Origin of the sequence: Massilia sp. Mn16-1_5 (assembly GCF_004798585.1) — a bacterium.
Taxonomy (GTDB): Bacteria; Pseudomonadota; Gammaproteobacteria; order Burkholderiales; family Burkholderiaceae_D; genus Telluria.
On the sequence record NZ_PPXQ01000032.1, the window covers coordinates 1 to 23,511 of the forward strand.

Genomic DNA, 23,511 nt, shown 5'->3' on the forward strand with positions numbered 1-23,511 from the left:
AACCCTTGCGCTCCTTGGGAACCCGGACCTTATGCCGTGTTCGTTGCTCTGCTGTCCACATGGCGTACTCCTATCGAAGAGGACCATTTGGACATCATAGTTGCTTCCGAGTTTTCAAACCGTCTCTAAGCGATGAATCAAGACCGCTCTGGCAAGCGCATTGCGCGACTGCTTGCCAAGCGTATCAGACTGTAACTTTCTGCAATACCACCAAGTTTCTCGTATTAAAAAAATACAGATCCTCGATTTCTAACGGTAGCCGCTAATCGGGCAGTGCTTCAAACGATGCCGAGCATTTTTATCAGGAAAAAACTGATGACTGCCAACGCCAGCAGCGACAACACGACAACTGCGGCGACCCGGCAACCGGCCCGCATGACTGAGCGCGCATCGACGCCGAGTCCGAGTGCGGCCATCGACATAATGGTGAGGAAATTCGCCGTCACGTGCATCGGCGCAATTGCCGCCTCTGGAATGGCGCCGAACGAGCGCAAGGTCAGCAGTAGCAAAAAGCCGACGATGAACCACGGGACCATATGCGACAGCGCAGGACGACGACCACCTTCGCGCCGACCAATCAGCGACAGTACCAGCACGACTGGGCCCAGCATCAGCACCCGCACCAGTTTCACCAGGGTGCCGATGTGGACGCTGCTAAGCGATATCGATGAGGTCGCGGCCAGCACCTGGGGCACCGCGTAGACGGTCAGCCCGGCAAAGACACCGAACTGCGTTGGTGAAAACGACAACAGTGACACCATTAGCGGCAGCACCAGCACCACGACAACGCCAAGCACGGCAGTGAAGGCGATCGCCGCAGCGACGTCCTTTCCATCCGCATCGATAACCGGGGCCACCGCGGCAATGGCAGAGTTACCGCAAATCGAATTGCCGCAGGCAATCAAGATGGCCATCTTGCGCGGCAGACCAAAAGCACGGCCAAGGGCAAAGCTGAGCGCAATCGCGATGGCGACCACTGCCGCGATGCCGCTCATCAGACCGATGCCGTTTTCGAGCAGCGCACCGGCGCTGACCGAAGCGCCCAGCAGCACGACCGCGATTTCCAGCAATAATTTCGCACCGACTTGGATGCCGTCTTCGAAGCGAGTATCGAGCCGATGCACCGTCCGCACGGCGGTGCCTAGAAGAATGGCCAGCACCAGGCTTTCGAGCCATGCGTGGCCAAATAAAGCGCTTTCGATGTTTTCCATTGCGTAAGCTATCGCAGTAACCACAGCGCAAAGTGCCAAGCCTGGCAGCGCGTTGCGAACGAGTTTTAGTGGTTGCTTGACCATTTGCCGCTCCTGATTCTCGAATTCAATAGAACGATTATCAAGTCGACAGATTGTTATGTCCATCTTACAATATCGAATATATCGTTCAATAGAATTGAACAATCAGATGACACTAGAACAATTGCGGATTTTTGTTGAAGTCGCCGAGCGACAGCATTTGACCCAGGCCGCCGCAGTGTTGGCGCTCACCCCTTCAGCGGTAAGTGCTTCGATCAAGGTGCTGGAAGAACGCTATGGTACTGCCCTATTCAATCGCGTCGGCCGCGGCATCGAGATCAGCGAAGCGGGCCGTATTTTCCTGATAGAAGCACGCCGCACGATCGCCAGCGCGCGCGCCGCCGAACTGACATTGGCCGAGCTGGGTGGAATGAAACGTGGCACGCTGACCATTCATGCGAGTCAGACTATCGCCAGCTATTGGCTACCCGAGTACCTCGTGCAATTTCGCCAAGCGCATCCGGCGATCGCACTGAGCGTGACCATCGATAACACCCATAATGTCGCCCAAGCAGTGCTTCAGGGGGGCGCCGACCTTGGCTTTGTCGAGGGCGCCATCGACGAGCCGACACTATCGGTCGATGCCATCGCATCCGACCAGATCGTCGCTGTAGTCGCAGCGCACCATCCATGGGCTTCAGGGAGGAGGCTGCTGCACGCGGATCTTCTTGAGGCACAGTGGATCTTGCGCGAAAAGGGGTCCGGCACGCGCTCGGCGCTCGAGTGCGCACTTCAGGCGATGCATGTCGACTTCGATGCACTCGATATCGCACTCACATTGCCGTCCAACGAAGCGGTCCGCTCCGCTGTGATGGCCGGCAAGTTCGCCACCGCCATGTCGGAACTGGTAGTAGCCTCGCATCTGCGGGCAGGTTTGCTGGCGAAAGCAAACATCGACTTGCCGGAGCGCGCGTTCTACATGTTGCGCCATCCCGAACGGTACAAGACAAAGGCATCTCTGGCGCTGGAAGCGATGATCCGCCTCTCCCAAATAGCGCGCGACGAAACGCCTGCGAAAATTAATTTGAAATAGATGGAATAAATCATCCGCAGATCCGTTCACCTCGATAACACCGGTTTTTTCCGTCCGACTGACCCAACCAGGGAGAATTTCATGAAACAAGCGACCTTCGCCGTCATCCTCGCTATCGCTTCGATCGGCAGCGCTGTCGCCAGCCCGATGAGCGATGCCGCGCAGATTCACTTTAGCGCCATTGGCGCCGGTGACACGTCCGTCATCATGCGTGGCTATGCCGACAACGCCCAGCTGACATGGGTCGGCGGGCCGCTTGACGGCATGTACGCCGGTTCCGATGCCATTCGCGCCACCTGGGAAAAGTTCGGCAAGGCTGTCGGGCCGGCGCGCGTGACTGTGCTTGCTCTGGAGGAATCGGCGAACCCAAAGGGTGCGACGATCGTCGCCAAGGTGCAGTTCGAAGGCAAGGCACAGGTCAATGTGCGCTATGTGCTGACCTACCGCGATGGCAAGCTGGTCAACGAAACCTGGCAGATCGATCCGAAACTGACCGCAGCAGCTTATTGATTAATCGACCGATACTCCAGTGACATCCATGCCCAATTCGCGCGACCAGCTGCTGGCCTGCATTCCCCGTCTGCGCCGCTATGCGCGGGCATTGGTCGGCGATCGGGCCGGCGCCGACGACCTGGTGCAGGACACGGTCGAGCGCGGATGGGGGAGACTGGCGTCATGGGAGGGTGGTAGCGATATGCGCGCATGGTTGTTCAGCATCATGCACAACCTGCGTATCGACCAGGCGCGGCGGCCTTCAGTGCCGACGGAAGCGCTCAACGAGGAGACATCGATGGCACTAGCACCTGGCAGTCCTTCAAGCGGACTCGAACTGCGCGACATGGAAACGGCCTTGCGTGCGCTGCCAGAGGAACAGCGTGAAATCCTGCTGCTGGTGGCCTTGGAAGAAATGAGTTACGACGACGTCGCGCAAACGCTCAAGATTCCCATCGGTACGGTCATGTCGCGCCTGTCGCGCGCGCGTGAAAAAATGCGCGCGAATATGGAAGGGAGAGCGTACATCGCACCCTTGAAGGTGGTCAAATGAATACCCTACCCATCACGGAAGCCGACTTGCACGCCTTCGTCGACGGCAAGCTGCCTGCCGCGCGCCGACTCGAGGTCGACGCCTATCTGGCGCAGCGCCCGGAAGAGGCGGAGCGGCTGCGCGCCTATACAGCGCAAAACGATGAACTGCGCGCGCTTTTCAATCCCGTGCTCGACGAAGCGGTGCCGGAGCGCTTAAGCGCAGCGCGACCGCGCCAGTGGCAATGGCAGCGGCTGGTAGCCGGTCTTGCCATCGCCCTGTTCAGCGGCACGACAGGGTGGCTGCTGCATGGCCAGCAGGCAGGCGAGATTCAGTACGCCCAAGGTGATTCCATGCAGGCCAGGCCGGCGCTGTACGTTGCCGGCTTAGCCCATCAGGCCGCAATCGCCCACGTTGTCTATAGCCCGGATGTCAAGCGGCCGGTGGAAATCGGGGCTGACCAGGAAGAGCAGCTAGTGGCATGGCTGTCCAAACGCCTCGGCACGGCAATTCGGCCACCCCGGCTGGGCAAACTCGGCTACGAGCTGATCGGTGGTCGCCTGCTCCCTGGCGCCCAAGGCGCGGTGGCGCAGTTCATGTACCACGACGCGACCGGGCAGCGCCTCACCTTGTACGTGTCGACCGACCAGGCGCACAACAAGGACACAGGTTTTCGCTTCGCCCAGGAGGGACCGGTGAATGTGTTTTATTGGATCGACGGCAAATTCGGCTATGCGCTGTCGGCTGGAACTAACAAGGCCGAACTGGCGCGCGTTGCCACCGCCGTGTACGACCAACTGGAGAAACCGTCATGACCCTGATCAACCGGCCTTTGTATTATCGACGCTTGGGCACGTTCGCCGTTGCCGCCCTCATTGGCGCTAGTGCGCTCGGACAGGCCATGCCCCACCATCATGGCCAGTCGGCAGCGGCAAAGCCCCCCGTATTTATCGCCAGCACGGCCAAGCCGTTTGCCGCGCTGATGGACGATGCCATGGCCGTCATGGATGACGGCATGAAGCGCGCGCCAATGAATGGCGTTGCGGAACATGATTTCGTGACGATGATGATTCCGCACCATCAGGGCGCAATCGATATGGCGAAGGCGCTGCTGCTCACCACCAAGGATCCTGAATTGCGCAACGTCGCCCAAGGCATCATCACGGAACAGCAAAACGAAATCAAGATTATGCAGGCCTGGCTGCAGCGCTACCAATCGGTTCAGGAAAAAGTTGCTCCCACTTCGATCACCAAGAAAGAATAATCATGCAAATCCGTCACTTCGTTTTCTCGTTGACCCTCAGCAGCCTGCTCACCGCCTCCGCGTTTGCCGCTCCAGGCGCGCAAGACCGCGTCTACACCGCTGACCAGAATACCAATACCGTTTCAGTGATCAACCCGGCGACCAATTTGCTGCTCGGCCAGATCAAACTGGGCAACCAGCGTCCGGACGTGTTGTCGCCGCTATACAAGGGCGAGATCAATGTGCACGGCCTGGGCTTTTCGCCCGACCACAAGACCCTGATTGCCATTTCAAACGGCTCTAACTCGGTGGCATTCATCGACACGGCGACCAACAAGGTCAAAGGAATCACCTATATCGGTCGCTCGCCCCATGAAGGGTTTTTCACTGCCGACGGCCGCGAAGTCTGGGCGGTGGTGCGCGGCGAAGACTACATCTCGGTGATCGACCCGGTCACCTTCAAGGAGAAAAAGCGGATCGAGACGACCGCCGGCCCCGGCATGGTGCAGTTCCTGCCGAACGGCAAGCTGGCGTTCGTCGTCTCCAGCTTCAATCCCGTGGTCGACGTGATCGACATGAAGTCGCACAAGGTCATCAAGCACATTAAGGTCGTCAGCCCGTTCTCGCCGTTCCTTCAGTTCACCCCTGATTTCAAGGAAATGTGGATGACGCACAAGGATGCCGGCAAAGTGACGCGCATCGATACTGCCAGCCTGGAAGTAAAGGGCGTCATCGATACCGGCTTCATTACCAACCACTTGGCGTTCGCGAAGACTGCGGCTGGCACCCGTGCTTACGTAACGATCGGCGGTGAGAATGTCGTCAAGGTGTACACCACCGACGCCACGCCGACGCTGGTTGCGACGATCCCTACCGGCGCGTTGCCCCACGGCATCTGGACCTCCGACGACGGCACACGTCTGTATGTGGGACTTGAAAACGGCGACGCGGTCGATGTCATCGACAGCGCCACCAACAAGGTGATTGCGCGCGCACCGGTCGGCCAGGCGCCGCAGGCACTGGTGTACGTTTCGAACGCCGTGCCGCGCGGCGACGGCATGACCAACCTGGTCCCGCGCGCCAACAGCGAGCCAATCAACATTGCGCTTAAACCCGCTGCCGGCGAGGCCAAGGGATTCGTTGTGGCCCGTAACCTGGGCGTGGTGGACGCGCTGGAAGTGTCGCTGTTCAAACTCAAGCCGCAGACCGCGTACAGCGTGTACGTCACCGGCCAAGCCGCGCCGGTGGCCAGTTTCAAGACGAATCCGATGGGGATGGCGAACGGCACTGCGATCGGACCGATGCGCGCCGTGAGCAACAGCCTCAACGACAAGGCCGCGACGGCGAGTCGCATCCTGGTGATGGAAGGGGACGTGGCCGTCGATCCACAAAAAGCCGTATTGAGTAGCGTGCAGTAAGCAAATCACGACAATACTGTGGCAATATCGAGCTAGCCGATTTCACAATAATAACGGAGACCAGTATGGCGAAGAACTCGTTGATATTGACGGCGGAGGCGTTGCGGCGCCGTTCCTTTATGAGGCAGGCCGGCACGCTCGGTGCCGCCGGCGTGTTCGGCAGTCCGGTATTGAGCGCGCTCGCGGCGGAGGCAGGCCACGTCACGCTGCCGTTTGAAAACGGCGAGCGCGAACTGGTCGTGTATCCTCAAAAGCGGCCGCTGATCCTGCTGACCGCCCGTCCGCCGCAGCTGGAAACTCCGTTCAGTGTGTTCAACGAATCGGTGATTACGCCGAACGATGCGTTTTTCGTCCGATATCACTGGAGCGGCATTCCCACCGCGATCGATGCGCAAACATACCGTCTCAAAGTCGGCGGCAATGTTAATACGCCGCTGGAGCTCTCGCTCGCCGACCTCAAGCAAATGGCTGACGCCACCGAACTGGTTGCCGTGAACCAGTGTTCCGGTAACAGCCGCGGCCACCTGTCGCCGCGCGCCAACGGCGGCCAGCTATCGAATGGTGCCATGGGCAACGCACGCTGGACTGGCGTGCCGCTACGCAAGGTGCTGGAAAAGGCCGGCGTCAAGGCCGGGTCGGTACAGGTCTCGTTCAACGGCCTTGACACGCCGCCCGTTGGCGACGGGCCCGATTTCATGAAGGCGCTCAATATCGACCATGCGCTCGACGGCGAAGTCATGCTGGCCTGGCAAATGAACGGTGCCGATCTGCCGATGTTGAATGGCTACCCACTGCGCCTGGTGGTGCCCGGCTACTACGGCACCTATTGGGTCAAGCATCTGTCCGACATTACCGTGACCGACAAGGTATTCGACGGATTTTGGATGAGCACGGCCTATCGCATCCCCGACAATCAGTGCGCCTGTACCGAGCCGGGAAAGGCGCCGACCAAGACCGTCCCGATCAATCGCCTCAACGTGCGCTCGTTCGTGACCAGCCTCACCGACGGCATGCACGTCAAGGTCGGGCGCCAGACGGTGGTGCGCGGGATTGCGTTCGACGGCGGCTACGGCGTGAATGAGGTGGCGTTTTCATCCGACGGTGGCAAGAACTGGCAAGCCGCACAACTGGGCAAGGACCTGGGGCGCTACTCTTTTCGAGAGTGGAACGCGGCGTTCACGCCGAAACAAAAAGGAAACCACGAACTGCTGGTTCGGGCGGGCAACCGGATCGGTCAAGGCCAACCCGCGAGCGCCCTGTGGAACCCTGCCGGCTACATGCGCAATGTGGTCGAATCGACGCGCGTCGTCGCGGTATAAGGGGAACCACATTGAAACATCCACTGATTTGCTCTCTGTTCACCATCAGTCTGATGGCTGCGGCCCCAGCTTTCGCCCTCGACATTCAGCTTCCGCCTGAAACTGCTGTCTTCAAACCCAGCGAGTTGCCGGGATATGCGCTGGCCCAGCGCAACTGCATGGCATGTCACTCGGTCCATTACATCCAGTCGCAGCCCACGACATCGCCGCGCGGCTACTGGGATGCCACCGTGAGAAAGATGAAGAAACCGTTCGGTGCGCAATTCTCAGACGCGGATATCCCGGACATGGTCGATTACCTGGTCAAGACCTACGGTGCCGAACGCAGTAACGCAGTGCCGATTGCGAACGCGGCGATAAAGCCAGCTGCAGTTGCACCGAAGGCCGGCGCCACCGCAGCAATCGATACGAAAGCGTTGCTTGCCGCAAATGCTTGCATGGGATGTCATTCGATCGACAAAAAGGTCGTCGGGCCGGCATTCAAGGAAGTGGTGGCAAAGTACAAGGGCAAGGCAGACGCGGTATCACTGGTGGCGAGGAATATTCGAGCGGGCGGCGCTGGCAAATGGGGGCCTGTACCGATGCCAGCTTTCTCCCAACTGAGCGAGGGCGAAGCGATGGCCTTGGCGCATTATGTCCTGGCGCAATGAATTTGATGCCATCCCCTTCCTGTAGACGCCTTTACTGAGCATGCCCGCCGGGGACGTGCTTCGCGCCATGCCGTCGCTCGCCCCGGCACAGCCGGGGGCCGGCCGGTGCTGCTTTTCAACAACGGGCAAGCGGGCGCTGAGACAAATCAGGCCGGTTTGACCCGCTTACGCAACAGACTGCCGGCCGCGTTATCCTCGAACCGGCTGGCCTCCTCAATGTAGCCATGGACCGTGCCGTCGTGGCGCCAGCCTCCTTGCTTCTTGATGTCGCGGAAGTCGGCGCCGGCGCGGTGCGCGCTGGTGGCCATGCCACGCCGCAGACTGTGACTAGACAGGTCTAGCACGTAGTCGAGTTTGACCAGTGTCGCGCAATCCTCCAGGATCGTATTCACGCTGCCCACGCCCAGAGCGGTGCTGGCCACCGTCCCCCACTTGCTGATAGACCGAAACACCGGTCCGGCCATGATGTCGGCGGCGTCGAGCCAGGCGCGCAACGCCGCCGCCGGGCAGCAAGGGCCGTCGCTGTACGGGATCGCCTTGATGATCCCTTCGCCCAGTTGGTCAGTCTTCGAGCGCGGCAGCATGATCTCGATGCCCTCGGGTGTCCAGCCAATATGTCCGACCTCGATGGCGACCAGCTCGCTGCGCCGCAATCCGCCGAAAAAACCGATCTGCAAAAGTGCGTTGTCGCGCGTCGCCTTCAACGTGCCGGCGCTGACCAGCTGCACCACGATACGTTCCAGGTCCTCGATTGGAAGGGCCTTGGCCCTCTTCTTCGGGCGGCCGTGCGTGCGTGCGATCCCCGTCAGTGTCTTGCGCACGGTCGGTGTCGAAGCCGGATTGGGGAAGCCCTGGTGGACGTGCCACTGCGACAGTGCCGTCAGGCGCAACGCCAAGGTGCGGGGATTGAGGGTCGGCGCGTAGGTGAGCAGGTATCGGATGATCGCCGCTTCGTCGGCCGGCAACACGCCGCCCCACGCCAGGTAGTGGTTTACGGCGGACCGGTACGCCCGGCGCGTGTTGTCGGCCGTGGCGGCGGCCAGGACGGCGCGGTGCTGGGCTGCGAGCACGGCGTCCACAGCTGTAACGGCAGAGTGCAGCGCCGACGCTGGGTGTGCATCGTTATTTTCGGCGCCGTTGTCGGCGGGTTCGGGGGTGGCCATGGCTGTGTTGCTCGCGGTCGGGCTTGTAACGGGGGTTACGGCAGGATAGCACGCTGCGGATCGGCATCGGTGTCGATAATCTACATTATCAAGGGTAGAGCAGGGCTCGAGCCTTGCGACTGGGAGCCAACTCAGCAGCGAGTCAGAAGGCAAATACGCAAGAGGTGGCCACAGCGTCCAGTTGCGGCCATGTCAGGTCAGCCTAACGCACGGCCCATTCGTCGAGCGACGCGAACAGGTCGGTGTATTCGACCACAGGAGTGGCAACGTCCCGTCGCTCCAACCGACCTCGGCACGCCGCCAGCACAACAGCAGTTCGGCGCTGGTCGCCTGGTCGCCGGCATCGAACCACAGTTGCCACCGTGCGGGCGAGAAAAGCGGACTTCAAACGCTATGCGTATGAGGGACCGCCACGCGTTCGCTCATGAAGGCGAAGCAGTTGCTCGACAAGGCAAGGACGATTAGTACGCGCGCCCGTGTAGGGCAAGCTGGTCGGCCCAAGGGCTAGAAGAACATGAATCTGCCGACGCCAGCCGCAGGATAACGGCAGAGCAACCAGCTCAGACGCCTGGTACGGCACGCGCAATGGATGAGGCTGCCAACATCGAGCAGACCGCCGCTAAAGTTGCCTTGGCGCATTGGTTTTCCTGGTGCTCGCGATTCTTGTCCAGCAATCGCCGCGTAACGGAATTCTTAATGACCCGCTGCTTGGGTGCTGGCTTGGGCACTGCCGGGCATTGGGCATTAAAGTAAAGCAAAACGCGCCCGCGTAAGCCCGAAAGACCGCTTACCGACCTCGCGCCCGGGCACTGCCCTTTGATGATAATTGCTATTATTATCTAAGCGTTTATGGTCAAAGGCGGGAACCGGAATCATATATCCAGCGCAAACGTAGGCTGCGTGAGGAAGCGGTGTAATGGTTTAGATAAAGTACCAACAAAACTACCAACATATCGACGATCTGCTCGTCAGCCAAGGCGCTAAGGGATCTAAAAATCCCTCAGTGGCGGAGTGGTGGTGATGCGAGTCAGTTGCTTTCCTTCGCCAGCGGTGCGGCAGGCGCGGCCGTTGTCTACGGCGCGCGGTCGAGAACTTTATGGGTACCTATGCGTCGGAGATTTGCTTTCGGACCAGTAATCTCGAGCGAGATCTTATACGCATGGTTCGATGTCACGTCGATTGTAAAAACCTTCGGGTTCTTGTACCCACTCAAGGCGTGGAGACGAAGTGATCTCGGGATGGGGTCCTTGAGGAGATCGCGAATCGCTTCCTTCGCGGCCTCTTGAATGTTCTTGGGTAAGCTTTTAAAGTCGCTGTCGAACTTCTCATTCCTCGTCAGTGATGTGATCTTAGGAACGCAACTCGACAATTAAACACCCATTGCGGCGAAGAGGTCGTCTGCGTTAGAAAATTCACCAGGCACCATCTTGTCTTGGTCAGCTTCTTGTTCGCGGATAATCCAAGATAAGGTGTTGAGCTTGTCATGCAGGGCGGCTACCTCGGTGAGAAGTAGTGCATATCCGTCAACGATTCCGTCTTCTTCAGTTAGCTCAGGAGCGTTAACTGCGCAGAGGTGCTTTACACTCCAACGATCATAGGCGTCACCCACGGCATCGCGCGCGTTCTCGAAAAGGGCAACAAGATCCACATCCGCATTCGATGGCGGTACATCCGCTTGACTTGCAAGGTTTATGAAGTGGTCGGCTGCTAAGTTCACTTGGCGCAGTTGAAGGCACCGTACGTCGAGTGCATCGAGGGTGGTTTCGATGTGCTGAAGAAGCTTGAGGTCGCGCACAGACTCGGCCAGATCACGGTTCGCTTCAGTCTTAATTTGATTTCCGAAAGCCTTGAGCTTTCGGTATTCGTTCATGTAATTCATGTTTGTCTCCATATGTGGAGTAATACGTGTCTTACAGCTGTTTCTGTAGACTTTGCCCAAGCGAGTTGAGCAGATACGAAGAGTCGACGCGACCGATGTCGCTGTGGATAACTTCGCAAATTGGCAGGTTCCCGGAACTGCCTCTCGCGATTGAGAGCTGTGGAACACGCAAGTAGTGTACAACAAAATTGTTGTTGTGTACTTTGCTATGCACGTTAGTAGTGCTACTTACGGGGTGCCTTACGCTTGCTATGTAGCATAGTTCCTACACTACTAATGACGTTGCGGTACGTCAGGCGAGGTTTGTGATCAATTTCATTGGGCAGGTACGCATGGCACCTAGACGTGGCCGGCATCCAGGTATGTCGCTGCGCCATGTCATACAGCGGTCAATTCCCGGAACGGTTCGTCAATACCAGCTTCCCACGCCACCATGATGCGAGCACGTACCTCGCCGGCTTTGGCTGAAACTCCAAGTGCCATCGCGACACTTCGCACTAGCGCCGGCGGGAGCCACGTCGCCCCTCGTCCTAGATGGCGAGTGAACGACGTTTCCGTTCGTCGCCTTGTAGTGGCGGTGCGACACCAGCTGCGCTTCGTCCAGCTCGGCGCGGGGATAGGTAGCCAACTGTTGGTCGGCCGGCTCGGCCAACTGGTGGCGTTGTGCCGACGCCGGATCAGGCGCACGCTGCGCTTGAGCGATCGATGAAGCAAGTGCAAGAGCAAGTAGGGCGGCGGACAGCTTTCTCATGGGTTCTCAAGAGGCAGCAGCGCCTACCTCAGCAATCGATGTCCAGCCGCTTCTTTAGGAAGGTGCAGTTCATTGCTATCTCGACAGTCCGGCCTTCGTCCCGTTTAAATGCCGTGAATACTCGGAAGTCCGAGCCGTTACACTTGGCGAGGATCGAGCCGTCCGACAGCCGTTTCGCTGAGGTTACTTTCTTGCAGGCGGCGAAGTTCTCTTTAATGATCCTTGAGGCCACTTCGGGCGCATTTCCTTCCGGCGCCGCACCGAAGCTAATCTTTGGCGCAGCTGCGATGGCAGCAGACATTGGAGACGCACACGCTACGGCCAGCACCAAAGCAATAGATCCACTACTAACTTTCATCGTTATCCCCTAGCCATCGGCATCTAAGCGTGCCGTATCGCCTGATGAGTATATCCTGCCAACGATGCTTGCAATCTCACCAATTGTTGCGCCACTAGACAGCAGCAGCCGATCACCTAACAGCAACAAACGTGTTAGGTGCGACTCGTCACCTAACCACTGTAGCGACTGGTTAGGTGATAGGTTCAAGGGGGTACCCAAGCCGACACCTAATGGGAGGGTACGAAAACGGGGTGTCGCCCCGCAGCAGAGGTTGCCACGCGCAAGTTGCCACGTAGGTTGCCATGGAAACCCGACCTTCAGGCCTTGGTACTAGACGCTATCCATCAAGAACAACTACCAGAGGAAACACCGTGTCCCTATTTCTGACCAAAGAAAAGTTGGTCGCGCTCACCGGCCGGAAGATCAAGAGCTTGTAGATCGAGCAGTTGCGCAAGATGGGCGTGCTGTTCTGGGTCAATGCGCTAGGGGCTCCAGTAGTCGCACGCGCAGCAATGGAGGGACGCCATAACGAGACGGGAACACACAAGCCGTGGTGGGTGCCGGACTTCTAAGGGAAAATAAGCCCTAGCTCTTGACACTTCTGATGTGTAGGCTCGAAGAAAGCTCTTAACCTGGGCTGAGGCTCCGAGCCGCGAGAAATTTCGGCCGTACCTTCACCGCCGGCTATTCGTCTGACGTCATCTGGTGCGGCACCTCGTCGCCGTACTCCGACGAGATGTAAGCACGCATCTGCCCAAACTTTTCAAAATGGAACGAGTTGCGAATTAGCACCAGTCGCAGGCCAGGCTACGCGACAGTCCTGCACACCGCCGTCAGCCGTGCCGCCAAATCAACATCGATCTCTGGAAAATGACCCATGAGGTCCTCTGCCGAAAATCCAGTCAGTGCGCCGAGCTTCGAACGAACTTCTTTCGCGAACGCGAACGGCTCATAAGGAAGCTCTCTGATCATTGCAACCGCATCATTGTATTCTTTGACTGAGTGATTGAGGGGAGGGATATTGAGTTCTCGCTGCACATACCGGCTGTATGTCTCCGCTATACCCTCCTCAAGGTAAGACGCGTTACCCCTGATGGGGTTTAGTAGGTGCACGCATTCATGCGAAAGCTCTGAAACAAACGAATCCCAGCTGCGCTCGGCGCAGTCGGATAACTCAATCTTTGCATTATGTAAATCCTCAGTGACCAAGAGGCGAGGTCGGGCTCCGCCTGTCTTGATTCCTGCGAACTTGATACCGGAACGGGGCGGCCCGAATAACTCAACGGATTTTCCCAAAATCAAATTAATGAGATCCCGTCCGTAATGCACATCTTGCATGGGCAGAGTGCTACGGAGGGGGAAGACTGTGCTGAAGCTTATGGTCATATATCTATTGTTTATGTATTAACAGAGTTTAGCCTAACCCAGCCGCGACCGCTTCGCCACTGTTTTATGGCGGGTGGTGGCCGCCATGCCCTCCCCCTTGTGTGCGCAGATTGGCCAGAGGCTTACCGGAGTTTCGATTTTTCTACGATCGTCAGGTTTCGGCTGGTGGTCGAGCTAATTCGATCCCGCGCTACCGGTGCAAAAACGACCGTTTATGAACAGGCTAAATTCGGCGCTCATAGAACCGCTCATAAAATAGCCTGTGGACTTATGAACATGTTCATATGTAATATGGACGTTATTGGTGGTCCTTGGATAACGGAGCGTAGGCAAAATGGCAATTTTCGGATACGGTCGGGTCAGCACGAAGGAACAGACGACGGAGAACCAGCGCCGGGAGATCAAGGCGGCCGGCTATACGATCGACTTCTGGCATGCTGACGAGGGCGTGGCGGGGAAAGTCTCGGCGGTGCGGCGCCCCCAGTTCGTCAAGATGCTCAGCCAGATCCGCGACGGCGAAACCCTGGTGGTGACAAAGCTCGATCGCCTCGGCCGTGATGCTCAGGACGTCGGGGCCACGATCAAGGCGCTGGCCACGCGCCGCATCGAGGTCATTGTCCTGCAGCTGGGGAAGCTCGACCTCACCAGCGCCGCCGGCAAGCTGATGCTGACCATGCTGGCCGCCGTGGCGGAGATGGAGCGCGATCTGCTGGTCGAGCGCATCCAGTCAGGCCTGACCCGGGCGAAGGCTGAAGGAAAGACCTTGGGCCGCCCAGCCCTCACCACGGACGAGCAGCGCGCGAAGATGATTGCCCGGTTCAAAGCTGGCGAGTCGATTAGCGCCCTGTCCCGGGATTACGACGTCTCACGTGCCAGCGTGATGCGAATCGTGAAGCCAATCCCCGCCGTCCAATAAGGAAAACGCTATGAAGCGCACGTACGAAATTCACCCGCGGCCAGCAGACATCGGAGGCGGCTGGAAGCTGACGTTACTCGAAGACGGGCAGGAGGCAGGCGGTGGGGTATTCCTAGTTCTGGAAGATGATTCGCACCAGGGTATGACCTGGTGGAATGCGCTGACCGAAGAGCGGCGCGCGCACTGGCTGATGATGTCCGCTTCGGCCATACCCGCTGCAGCGCGCCATGCTTACTTGCTGGCCCATGCTTACAACGAAGCCTTCGAGGAAGGCGAGTCTTGGGCTATGTAAGCACACAGGGTGCGTTGCTTCCGCTTACGACCCAAAGCGGACTCTCCCCAAGCCTAACTGGTGGAAAATCCACCTTGACGCTCACGAATTTTTCCGCAGCTATCTACTGTATAAGCGGCCTCATAAAACTTGCCACCAAAAAGCTTTTCCACCTCACGATTTGCTCGATATTTCAGTGTTACATCGAACTCCGATCGCCTTCTGAAAATTCTATCGATAACGGATCCTCGCAAAGCCACCGCATAGCAGCAATTCGGGTTGGCTAGGACAAACTCTTGGATTCCAACTTCGTCCAGCGGAATAGTTCCGTACCGGTGTCGCGCCTCGCTAAGTAATCCTATTTCGACTGCACCATTCTCCGTGACAATGGTTCCCGCCTCAGAGCACCGATCTCCTTCTTTCCGCACAAATGCAAATACAATAACAATCGTCGCGAACGCTGCAATGAATGACCATGTCTTGGTCTTTTTCACGATTCGTCATCCATGCTGACTCTCTACGATATGTTGTCTTAGATTTAATATATCATGCCGACGCGCTTGCCGAACTACCGCATTGATAGTTTCGTCTGCTTCTGGCCGTTAACAGACCCATTGTAGCTGCCGCTAACGAACCGAAGCGGACCTTCAAAGGGTCTGTTCGTACTGGACTTTAAGGTCAGCAATCAACGATGAAAGCCCTTCAACCGAAAGGCCAACGTATGTCTCGCTCTCGATGGTGAGTTGTCCGCGGGAACCGACCGCTGTCCAGTGCTGAATCTCCTGAGAGCCTGCTACTCCGTTCCAGTGATCTCGAACGGAATATTGCAGATCGCCCAGTGCGCGCTTCAGTCGGGCAAACGCGGCTTCGTCGTATTCATCTCCAACCACCCATTTATTCGCTTGCATAGGGTTCGCTCCATGATGCGTTGACGGAGTGACGAACGTCCACTCCTGGCCGATTGCAGACGGTCGAGCCAGCATAGCATGTTGCCAACGCAGAAAGGTCATTGACTGTCACGACAGGCAGCTCCCGACCCAAAACGGCCGTCGGGAACATTGCTTACCATTGTAAAAAACGTGCAGTCCATCACGACCAAGCTATACGAACGTTCTGCTAAACTGTTTGCATTGGTTCGTTGGAGTGCGGCAAATGGAAACGAAAAAATCGCTTGAAGCGGCTGCAATTGAGGCGTATCGCGCTAACTCAAAGCGGCGCCGAGCTCAACGCAAAGCCGAGAATGAGCTGGGCGTAACCGCAGCATACCCCGGATCTAGTGCCGCAGAGAAAGGTGGTGTCCTGGCGCTTCAAAAACCGAACAACGCAAAATCGGTCTCGAGTTTAGGGGGCGCCACGAAGGTGTTTGGCGCTTCGCGTTTCTCTATTCCTGAATTTGGTCGTTACGCAAAGCGCTCTACGCGCTGAGGTGCCCGCTTGCGCTATTTTGCTCGGCATTCCAGCCCTCATGGTGGTTACGACGCAACGTCTCAACCTGGCCGCAAGCAGACGTCTGTCAGGGGCGGTGCGGAGCTACGAACGTCCTTATTTCATCAGGAAGTCGTCAGGCCTCTTGCCGTTGGCTACCGCTTCTGCCATCCACCTTGGTTGGCGGCCGCGGCCTGTCCAGGTTTGCGAGGTGTCTTTGGGGTTTTGATACTTCGCTTCTACCTCCTTGCCAGTTGCCTTCTTAGCCTTCGGCCCTCCATTGCCGAGCAGCTCTTCCACGGAGACGCCGGCGTTTCTGGCAATCGCAAGAATCTGCTCGCGTGCTTTCTGCACATCCTGTTGCTGACGATCCTTGATTGCTCTTTCCACGTCGTGCTGTAGGCCTTTTAGCTCGCTTAAGGTGTAACCAGCCAAGTCAATTTTCGCCATCTGTAAGCCTTTCGTCGTGTGTGTGCTTGTGTTTAGTCGATTCTACTATGCGCCGCAGCGCCCAGTTTTATTTACGAAAGTGCGCATGGATGGGCGCAGTGCTGAGGCCAGCCCATAGGAGAAAATCCATTTTCACCCAATGAGGAGGATGTATGGACGCTAGCGCCGGAAGCACAAGGAGTCGAGACCCATGGAACAAAGGACGGCTAATCGGTCAAAAGTTACCGTTGAAGCTCAAAGAGATCTGGGCGATCAGGATAAGATTTCAGTTAGCCGAGCGTTTGAGAGATCTGGCGCTCTTCAACTTGGCGATCGACAGTAAGCTTCGCGGCTGCGACCTGGTAAGTCTCCGCGTGAAAGATGTCGCACAAGGCCAAAGCATCGTCCATCGTGCCATCGTCATGCAACAAAAGACGCAAAGGCCTGTTCAGTTTGAGATTACCGAGCAGACTCGTCAGTCAGTGCTCAGTTGGTTCAATCATCGAAAGCTGACCTCTGGCCAGCATCTGTTTCCCAGTCGAGTGACCGATACAGGTCATCTGTCGACTCGTCAGTACGCACGCATCTTGTTAGGTTGGGTCAATTCTATCGGTCTACACGCGGCAGCATACGGCACGCACACTATGCGTCGCACAAAGGCTACCTTGATCTATCGGCGAACAAAAAACCTCCGCGCGGTTCAGTTGCTTCTCGGGCATACTAAGCTGGAGAGCACGGTTCGCTACCTGGGCATTGAAGTTGACGACGCCTTGGAGATTGCTGAGCAAACTGAGGTTTAATGTATGAGGCCCACGTAGATGGGCCTTGGGTCCGCTATTGGCCAAAAAGCGGGCATGCCACACCGCGTAGTTCCCTCTGGTCTACCTCTTCGGTGTCAGGATTAGGAGCAGGCCGCGCGGACCGTCCTCTAGCAGCCATAGCGCGGTCCGGGTCGGTGCGAACGGCACGGATGCGTTCGCGCGCGCCCCAATGGTCCACCTTGCTCGCGCTCTCGCCGTCGAGGCGTGCGGTCTAGCGATTTGCCTGAGAGACCGTTGATGAAATCTTGCGTTAACGTACGCATGGATAAGGAAAGGCTCGTATTTGATGCAGAAAAACACTGAACAATTCGCAGCTGGACTCGATTCAAAATCTGCAGATTCCTCTACTTCTAAAGCACGGCAGGTGGTTCGCCTTGAAACGGTCCTTGCGAAGCGCGATAAGTCTGAAATACTGCGTGACATGCGAGCGCGGTCAGTCAAGAATTTTGGGAAGCGCTAAAGCTAAAGAGCTACGTCGAACTTGGAAATCTCATTCCAGCTTTCCTAAGCCGGCAACGATGCTTAGATTGAACCGTATCGTCTCGTACTACTTGTACTGACGTTCGCCATGAGCGGAATCTACCGTACACTTAGCGAGGGCAAACGGCCGCTTTCGGCCAGAAGCAGACCTTCCTGCAACCAGCTCTAACCAGCTCTAACCAGCTCTTGGGCTTCTTCAACCACATTATTGCGGAACGTAATGAACTCTCAGCGGTACGAACTCAAGTCGCCGGACGACGGCTCGGTCTTAGCATTCGCAATTCGGGAACGACTGAAAGAAGAAACTAGCTTCGATGTATCTGTGCAGACTCCTCGGTTCTCTGGTTGCGCCTCTTCGTCCACATTCATGGTCCTTCCGCTAGAAGAGTTGTTCCGTGATATGGCTGCCGAATGGATGGGCTGGACCGGGGAGAAAACGTGGCGTGACTTGGAAAGCAACGTCGGAATTGCTGCTACGTCGGATATGACTGGTCACATCAGTTTACGTATCACTCTGAACGGTCAGGACGGTGATACTCAGCTCCGTACATGCCTGAAATTCGAAGCAGGACAGCTGGAGAATTTTGCAGAGGAGGTGGCGCGGCTTTTCAAATAAGCCTCTACACCAAGTCCGCATTGGGTCGAAAGCGGACTGTCGCGCACCCTGCGTGCACTCCAGGCTGTGGCAGACTTTATTATTGCAAGCGATCGATGCGGAACCGTTCGCCGAGCCTTTGTGGCATACATGATTTGCGAGAACAGCATGCCGGAATCTGTCCGCCTCATAGCAGAGCTTGTAGCAACTTCATTGTTTGTCCACAAGTACGCTGCCGCCGGGTTTAGCAGCGCTCACGAATCAGCTCTCACTAGCCGGCCCCATGTTCTCGCGCTCGTAGGCGCGCACTGAATCCAGCGCATCCTGGTTGGTGTAGACCATGGTCGTGTCCATGCTCTTGTGCCCGAGCAGGTTCGCTACTTCCCGCATTGATTGTCCCTGCAAGAGCGCAGCTTTTGCGAATGTATGGCGGAACCAGTGCGGCGAGGCCTGCTCCAGACGAACCGCCAGTACAGGATCGTCCTTGCGGAGCATATCGGCCGTCACCTTCAAGCGATTTTTAACGATCGCATAGAGATACTGTCTTGTCGTCAGTTCCTGCCACGCCCCGAAGAAGCGGCGGTCGGCTGCCTTGCGTACCGGTTTGCCGGCGATCACCACGGCCTGCGTTTGTGGCGAAAGGAGCAGGGCGGTTTTCTCATCAATTTCCGGTTGCGGTGACAAGTCGAACGCCACTCGATAGTCCTCCAGCACCTTGAGCAAGGTGCGGGTTACGGGTACCCATCGTTCTTTTCCGCCTTTGGCAACCAATGCACTGACCTGGAACACCCAATAATGACGCTTCCTTTTCGTATCGGGAATCTGCTGGAAAGCGCCCATTTTGGAACCCACGAGCTCGCTGGCGCGCAAACCCAGTTCGCGTAGCGCGACCAGGATGAAGCGATCGCGCAAATTAGTTTTTCGCGCGGCCGGCTTGTCGAACTCTTCTTTCTCTATGGTTTCCAGGACAAGCTCATACAGGTTCACGTCGACGGCCCTGCGCGGGTTGATCGACCGGCGCGTCCCGGCTCCTTCCAGGGCCATCGGATTGATGCGTATGTAGCCGGTGCCATGCCATGCCTTGAACATCGCGTGAACGAAGCGCTCGATGTCCGAGCGGCTGCCGGCGGCGGGCTGCACACGGAAGGGCGTATAGCCGGCATCGTCTGGCGCCGCGTACCGCGCGCCGTCGCGCGCACACAGGGCATCGGCCGGTAGATCGGCCAGAAAGTCCTTGAACGCCTCGACGTCCTGCAGGCTCCAGCGCGACGGTGTTACCCGGCGCACGTTCTCGCAGTACCAGCGCAGCTTCGCCAGGTGGAATCGGTAAGTGGCCGCGGTTACGCCGGAACTGCTGCGGCTCTTGCGCGCGACGGACCGAAGCCAGACCTCCGCCGCATCCCAGTCGTCTTCGACAGGACCGAGCGCGTGATCAGGCTGTGGGGCAGGGACCATCAAATCGGTCTTCTGGAACTGCGCTACCAATCTGTCGTTCACTTAGGACCTTTCTGGAGTACTGCAGGGATTGTGGCGCCGCGCTGGTAAGCCAGCTGGCGGAACGTCTCAAGCAAAATGTTGTCTTCCCGTGCGCGAGCGACCGCCTGCGCTTCGACGCTGGCGCACCTCTCACGCCACGCCCGGGTTTCACCGCGGGCGTCGTCGATCGCGCGCATGCTGTACAGACGCGCTTGCTCAAATTCAACAGCAAGCTTGCCGATCTGGACTGCCTGTTCCTTGAGCTGACCGCGTGCGGCCGCGAGTTCCGCGGCCATGGCCTCCGAGGATGCCCGTGCTGCGAGCATTTCGGCTGCCAGGCGGGCGGCCTGTGCCTGTGCATCAGCGACGGCTTGCTCGGCTTGTCGTCCGATGAAGCAAAAGTGTGACTGTCTAGCTTTAGTCCACCTCCTCTGCATTCCATCTTAGATTCGTCGAACAGTCACACATTTACTTCATTTCGCATTGAAGTAAATGTGTGACTTCGCGATGGCTCAAAGCATATGTTTATGTTCAATACAGACTGCTTGCGATTGGTCGTACAGTTTAAAGTACGAAGAGCTTAAATGGAGGAAGTAGACGTGGCTAAACCCGGCAGTCGCGCCAGCGGCGTGGCCGGGCACAGCTGTTCCCGGGTATCCAGCGGCTATCTGGGACTGGCGCAGCCCCAGTCCCGCGGCAGCCGGACATTCCCCGTCCGCGAGCGCCAATGCGATAAATACGGCGGCTGCGTCCAAGACGCAGGTTTCTCACGTACGGCGCGGCAGTACTCAGCAGCGCTTATACCCCTTCAGCAGGGCTTCGGGGACGAACGTTAGGTTACCTCTTGCGCGGGAACAGGCGACGTATAGTTTGTTGCGCGTCTCCGGGTTGATGTCCCGGAAACTGCCAGCATTCCAAGCCTTCACATTGCCAGGATTCAGCACTACGCACACGTCCTCATAATTGTCCATGCCCTTGGACGCTCCCCAGTTCTGGGAGAAGCAGCCGTACTTCTGGTGTTCCTTGTAGAACAGCTTGACCGTCTCCGGATCCCGGTAGAGGGCCGCAACTGCTGCCGGGTCGTCCTCGAAACGCACTACACTGATCCGCTCGTCAAGTGCCTGAATGTCGATGCCAATCTTCTCCGTGATGAAGTCGCAGACGTTCTTGCTGCAGCGTCGGCTGCGCTGGAGGCTGTCGGTATCGACCTTCAGCCGAGCCTGCTCGAACTTCTTCTTGTAGGCATAGTAATTCTCATGAAGGTTTGAATTGACGTTGCCATCACGGCTCGTGTCGAAGGTGTGCTGGTGAAAGTCGCCGACAAAGATCATATTGACCTGGGCCGCGCTGATGGACAACAGGAAGTTGAAGTCATGCCCGCCGAAATCTTGTACCTCGTCGACGAAGAAGGCGTCGAAGTACTTTTCCATGCGGGCCAGCACCGCACCAATCAGGCCAGACTGCTCGATGAACTTGGCGAGACGGTTTGCATAGAGCCAGCGGCCGGGCGACATGTAGCGCCGGTCATCGGTCAAGGGGTAGACCGGAAACCTGTCAGGAGCGCTGAAAGTGATCCCGAGTGTGTCCTTCTTAGAGCGTAAGAACGGCCGGTAGCAGAAGCTGTGCAGGAACCTGAAGTAGGTGTAGATCGAAATGTTGGGCGGCAGATAGCCGAAGCGCTCAATGACCTTGGCGCGCAGGTTGTTGTGGTTGGCTTCAGTATACGTGACCAGCAGGAAGCGCCGCGCCTCGTCCAGCGCAGTGACCAAGCGGGTGGTCTTGCCCGACCCGGCGACTGCAAAGACTACGCTCTTATCCATGCCACCGCCTGCTGAATGTAACCCGGGGCTGCCAACGCGGCGCCCTTCTTTTCCAAGAGCTGGAACGCGACGTCGGTTTTGTTCTTCAGCATGTATTCCTCGACACTCAGGCTCTTGCGCCCCGCCGCGAACAGCTCCTTGCAGGCGGTCTGGTTGTCCTGGTATATGCAGACCTCGAAGGTATGGCGGGCGTTGTCGGGGTCCGCAAAGACCTGGATTGATGCCGACACATGGTCCGAGTAGTTGGCGACACAGGTGGCTGCATGGTCCTTGTCGTTGTCGCGGATCGCCGCGACTTTGATGGCCAGCAGCTTGGCAAGTTCGAGGTAGCGCTTGAAGCTGGTGCCATCGATCGAGATCATATGAATGCCATCGGCATCCAGGCTACACCCCGGGGCGCTAATTTTGTAGAGCGCCTCCATCAGGATAAATTCCGCGTCGCCCTCGACCAGGATCGCCTTTTTGCACAAGGCTAGCTCCAGGACGTTGTTGTCCGGTGCCTTCATGAAGAACTCGGCGGTTCCCGGGCTGAGATCCTTCAGGCTGGCCGGTCGCGACGGGTTTTCTTCGCTCAGGATCAGGACCTTCTGGAGATTCAGCCTTGTGGCAATGAAGCTGCTGTGCGTGGCGACAAAGAGCTGCTTCTTGACGGAGGCACGAATGCGCTCGATCAACTTGCGCATATGCACCTGGCTGAGATGATTCTCCGGCTCCTCCAGCAAAAGCACGTCAAGCGCATGCTCCCGGTTGCGCAGAGCGAACTCTGTCTTGATAAAGCACTGGCGGCCCTTGCCCTTGCTGTCCACCGGGATATCGTCCTCGGTGATGATGATGTCCGTCTCGACGCTGGCCTTCGGGCTCGTCCTGACATCGAACTTGTAGGCATCTAGCCCCTCGTTCATCGTCTTGAAGACGTCGTCCTTGAACTTCGCCTTCGCTTTTCGGTATTCGAAGCCGTGTAGGTTGCGCTGGGCAACGTTCGCATGCGCGGCATACATTGAGCGAGTGTACTCGCGCGTGGCGTGCTCGTTGTTGATTAGTGAGCTATCGATCAGCAGGTGCCGCAGCGGCTTTTTGTACGGAAAGACAGCCTCGTCCGTGAACGTCAGGAACTGTACGCCGTAATACTCGAAAGGGAAGTTCTCGTGCCTCTCTGCCAAGATGGCCTGGATCTCCTTTGTGTACTCGTCGATTGGCTTGCAAACCATCTTAATGCCTAGGTGGTCGGTACCCTTGCTGTTGTTCCGGCCATCTAGGTCGTGGCGACCCGGCAGGTCATCGAAGTAGACCTCGATTAGCAGCTCGGGCAGGTCGATGATTTTCCTGGCGCCAGCGAGGAACTCGGCGATGCAGTCAGCGTTGAACAGTGCTTCGAGCCCGATGCCCTCGACCTTGCTGCGACTGGTGCTCAGCACGATGTCCATCGCCTGAAGCACCGAACTCTTTCCGGCTTCGTTGCCGCCAACCAGGATATTCAGCTCCGGATCGAATTCCAGTTCCAACGCCTTGAAACGCTTGAAATTTTTGAGTACCAACCGCCGAATTGTTCCCACGCCTTTCTTCTCCCATTCAGTACCGAGTCAAATTAGAAATTCCCGCAATGCCGCCGTCATCTGCGGCTATCGGATCGAATTGGATGCAGACCAAGATATGCTTCTCGCGTATGCAGTTCAGCATAGTAACAAGCTTGGCGGGAGTGAGAAATGGACAAGATCGCGGGTCGATGAAAGCACCAAAGGTCAAGGCACCTCAGCCTTACATTCGTTGGCCCTTGCCGCGA

26 protein-coding genes are annotated in these 23,511 nt (G+C 57.5%); 13 read left to right on the forward strand and 13 right to left on the reverse strand.

From position 1 onward, the window contains the following. Nucleotides 1–278 precede the first annotated feature (278 nt). Complete coding sequence (locus C2862_RS24055; RefSeq protein WP_075791083.1) at nucleotides 279–1,295, reverse strand: YeiH family protein; 1,017 nt, start codon at nucleotides 1,293–1,295, stop codon at nucleotides 279–281. A 55-nt stretch (nucleotides 1,296–1,350) separates the two neighbouring features. Between C2862_RS24055 and C2862_RS24060 the strand changes: the two genes are divergently transcribed. The 8 genes from C2862_RS24060 (at nucleotide 1,351) to C2862_RS24095 (ending at nucleotide 7,979) form a co-directional block, all read left to right on the forward strand. Continuing rightward, the gene (locus tag C2862_RS24060) at nucleotides 1,351–2,325 is read left to right on the forward strand and encodes a LysR family transcriptional regulator (RefSeq protein ID WP_228892619.1); all 975 of its coding nucleotides are present in this window, start codon (nucleotides 1,351–1,353) and stop codon (nucleotides 2,323–2,325) included. Between the two features lie 81 nt (nucleotides 2,326–2,406). Beyond that, on the forward strand, nucleotides 2,407–2,835 hold the full coding sequence (locus C2862_RS24065) for a nuclear transport factor 2 family protein (protein WP_091874566.1): 429 nt from the start codon (nucleotides 2,407–2,409) through the stop codon (nucleotides 2,833–2,835). A gap of 28 nt (nucleotides 2,836–2,863) precedes the next feature. After that, entirely contained in the window at nucleotides 2,864–3,370 is a 507-nt protein-coding gene (locus tag C2862_RS24070) for an RNA polymerase sigma factor (protein ID WP_075791081.1), read from the forward strand. After that, entirely contained in the window at nucleotides 3,367–4,164 is a 798-nt protein-coding gene (locus C2862_RS24075; protein ID WP_136223445.1) for an anti-sigma factor, read from the forward strand. The genes C2862_RS24070 and C2862_RS24075 overlap by 4 nt, the downstream gene beginning before the upstream one ends. Beyond that, complete coding sequence (locus tag C2862_RS24080; RefSeq protein ID WP_136223449.1) at nucleotides 4,161–4,613, forward strand: DUF305 domain-containing protein; 453 nt, start codon at nucleotides 4,161–4,163, stop codon at nucleotides 4,611–4,613. The genes C2862_RS24075 and C2862_RS24080 overlap by 4 nt, the downstream gene beginning before the upstream one ends. Nucleotides 4,614–4,615: 2 nt before the next feature. Continuing rightward, entirely contained in the window at nucleotides 4,616–6,010 is a 1,395-nt protein-coding gene (locus C2862_RS24085; protein ID WP_136223451.1) for a beta-propeller fold lactonase family protein, read from the forward strand. A 119-nt stretch (nucleotides 6,011–6,129) separates the two neighbouring features. Next, nucleotides 6,130–7,329 (forward strand): molybdopterin-dependent oxidoreductase, encoded by a 1,200-nt coding sequence (locus C2862_RS24090; protein ID WP_373888279.1) that lies wholly within the window; start codon nucleotides 6,130–6,132, stop codon nucleotides 7,327–7,329. 11 nt (nucleotides 7,330–7,340) lie between these two features. Next, nucleotides 7,341–7,979, forward strand: a complete 639-nt coding sequence (locus C2862_RS24095; RefSeq protein WP_229467584.1) for a c-type cytochrome — start codon at nucleotides 7,341–7,343, stop codon at nucleotides 7,977–7,979. Nucleotides 7,980–8,125: 146 nt separating this feature from the next. Here C2862_RS24095 and C2862_RS24100 read toward each other — a convergent pair whose 3' ends face one another. The 5 genes from C2862_RS24100 to C2862_RS24125 form a co-directional block, all read right to left on the reverse strand. Then, on the reverse strand, nucleotides 8,126–9,142 hold the full coding sequence (locus C2862_RS24100; protein ID WP_136223455.1) for a tyrosine-type recombinase/integrase: 1,017 nt from the start codon (nucleotides 9,140–9,142) through the stop codon (nucleotides 8,126–8,128). A gap of 1,369 nt (nucleotides 9,143–10,511) precedes the next feature. Beyond that, nucleotides 10,512–11,021 (reverse strand): hypothetical protein, encoded by a 510-nt coding sequence (locus C2862_RS24105; RefSeq protein ID WP_136223457.1) that lies wholly within the window; start codon nucleotides 11,019–11,021, stop codon nucleotides 10,512–10,514. A 409-nt stretch (nucleotides 11,022–11,430) separates the two neighbouring features. Beyond that, nucleotides 11,431–11,772 (reverse strand): DUF3761 domain-containing protein, encoded by a 342-nt coding sequence (locus tag C2862_RS24110; RefSeq protein ID WP_136223459.1) that lies wholly within the window; start codon nucleotides 11,770–11,772, stop codon nucleotides 11,431–11,433. 28 nt (nucleotides 11,773–11,800) lie between these two features. After that, entirely contained in the window at nucleotides 11,801–12,130 is a 330-nt protein-coding gene (locus C2862_RS24115; protein ID WP_136223461.1) for a hypothetical protein, read from the reverse strand. Nucleotides 12,131–12,919: 789 nt separating this feature from the next. Beyond that, entirely contained in the window at nucleotides 12,920–13,450 is a 531-nt protein-coding gene (locus C2862_RS24125; protein ID WP_136223465.1) for a hypothetical protein, read from the reverse strand. Nucleotides 13,451–13,832: 382 nt separating this feature from the next. Here C2862_RS24125 and C2862_RS24130 point away from each other — a divergent pair, with 382 nt between their 5' ends. Together C2862_RS24130 and C2862_RS24135 are read left to right on the forward strand one after the other, a co-directional pair. Then, a complete protein-coding gene (locus C2862_RS24130; RefSeq protein WP_136223467.1) occupies nucleotides 13,833–14,414 on the forward strand; it encodes a recombinase family protein in 582 nt (193 codons plus the stop codon). A gap of 10 nt (nucleotides 14,415–14,424) precedes the next feature. Beyond that, a complete protein-coding gene (locus C2862_RS24135) occupies nucleotides 14,425–14,706 on the forward strand; it encodes a hypothetical protein (protein WP_136223469.1) in 282 nt (93 codons plus the stop codon). 53 nt (nucleotides 14,707–14,759) lie between these two features. On the opposite strand, the gene C2862_RS24140 is transcribed toward C2862_RS24135, so the two are convergent. Both C2862_RS24140 and C2862_RS24145 read right to left on the reverse strand, forming a co-directional pair. After that, nucleotides 14,760–15,179, reverse strand: coding sequence for a hypothetical protein (locus C2862_RS24140; RefSeq protein ID WP_136223471.1), 420 nt, complete (start codon nucleotides 15,177–15,179; stop codon nucleotides 14,760–14,762). Nucleotides 15,180–15,332: 153 nt separating this feature from the next. Beyond that, the gene (locus tag C2862_RS24145) at nucleotides 15,333–15,593 is read right to left on the reverse strand and encodes a hypothetical protein (protein ID WP_136223473.1); all 261 of its coding nucleotides are present in this window, start codon (nucleotides 15,591–15,593) and stop codon (nucleotides 15,333–15,335) included. Between the two features lie 244 nt (nucleotides 15,594–15,837). Between C2862_RS24145 and C2862_RS24150 the strand changes: the two genes are divergently transcribed. Then, complete coding sequence (locus C2862_RS24150) at nucleotides 15,838–16,110, forward strand: hypothetical protein (RefSeq protein WP_136223475.1); 273 nt, start codon at nucleotides 15,838–15,840, stop codon at nucleotides 16,108–16,110. Nucleotides 16,111–16,227: 117 nt separating this feature from the next. On the opposite strand, the gene C2862_RS24155 is transcribed toward C2862_RS24150, so the two are convergent. Then, complete coding sequence (locus tag C2862_RS24155; RefSeq protein ID WP_136223477.1) at nucleotides 16,228–16,560, reverse strand: H-NS family nucleoid-associated regulatory protein; 333 nt, start codon at nucleotides 16,558–16,560, stop codon at nucleotides 16,228–16,230. A gap of 152 nt (nucleotides 16,561–16,712) precedes the next feature. On the opposite strand from C2862_RS24155, the gene C2862_RS24160 reads away from it, so the two are divergent. Next, nucleotides 16,713–17,339, forward strand: coding sequence for a tyrosine-type recombinase/integrase (locus C2862_RS24160; protein WP_136223479.1), 627 nt, complete (start codon nucleotides 16,713–16,715; stop codon nucleotides 17,337–17,339). A gap of 721 nt (nucleotides 17,340–18,060) precedes the next feature. Beyond that, nucleotides 18,061–18,456: a DUF6228 family protein gene (locus C2862_RS24165; RefSeq protein ID WP_136223481.1), complete on the forward strand. Its 396-nt coding sequence runs from the start codon at nucleotides 18,061–18,063 to the stop codon at nucleotides 18,454–18,456. Nucleotides 18,457–18,696: 240 nt separating this feature from the next. Here C2862_RS24165 and C2862_RS24170 read toward each other — a convergent pair whose 3' ends face one another. The 4 genes from C2862_RS24170 to C2862_RS24185 all read right to left on the reverse strand — a co-directional run bounded on the left by C2862_RS24170 (nucleotide 18,697) and on the right by C2862_RS24185 (nucleotide 23,284). Then, entirely contained in the window at nucleotides 18,697–19,932 is a 1,236-nt protein-coding gene (locus tag C2862_RS24170) for a site-specific integrase (RefSeq protein ID WP_136223483.1), read from the reverse strand. Continuing rightward, nucleotides 19,929–20,207 carry a hypothetical protein gene (locus C2862_RS24175; protein ID WP_136223485.1) on the reverse strand — a complete coding sequence of 93 codons (279 nt, stop codon included), beginning with the start codon at nucleotides 20,205–20,207 and terminating at the stop codon, nucleotides 19,929–19,931. The genes C2862_RS24170 and C2862_RS24175 overlap by 4 nt, the downstream gene beginning before the upstream one ends. A gap of 492 nt (nucleotides 20,208–20,699) precedes the next feature. Next, complete coding sequence (locus tag C2862_RS24180; protein ID WP_136223487.1) at nucleotides 20,700–21,731, reverse strand: AAA family ATPase; 1,032 nt, start codon at nucleotides 21,729–21,731, stop codon at nucleotides 20,700–20,702. Beyond that, a complete protein-coding gene (locus C2862_RS24185) occupies nucleotides 21,716–23,284 on the reverse strand; it encodes an ATP-dependent endonuclease (protein WP_136223489.1) in 1,569 nt (522 codons plus the stop codon). The genes C2862_RS24180 and C2862_RS24185 overlap by 16 nt, the downstream gene beginning before the upstream one ends. Nucleotides 23,285–23,511: the final 227 nt, after the last annotated feature.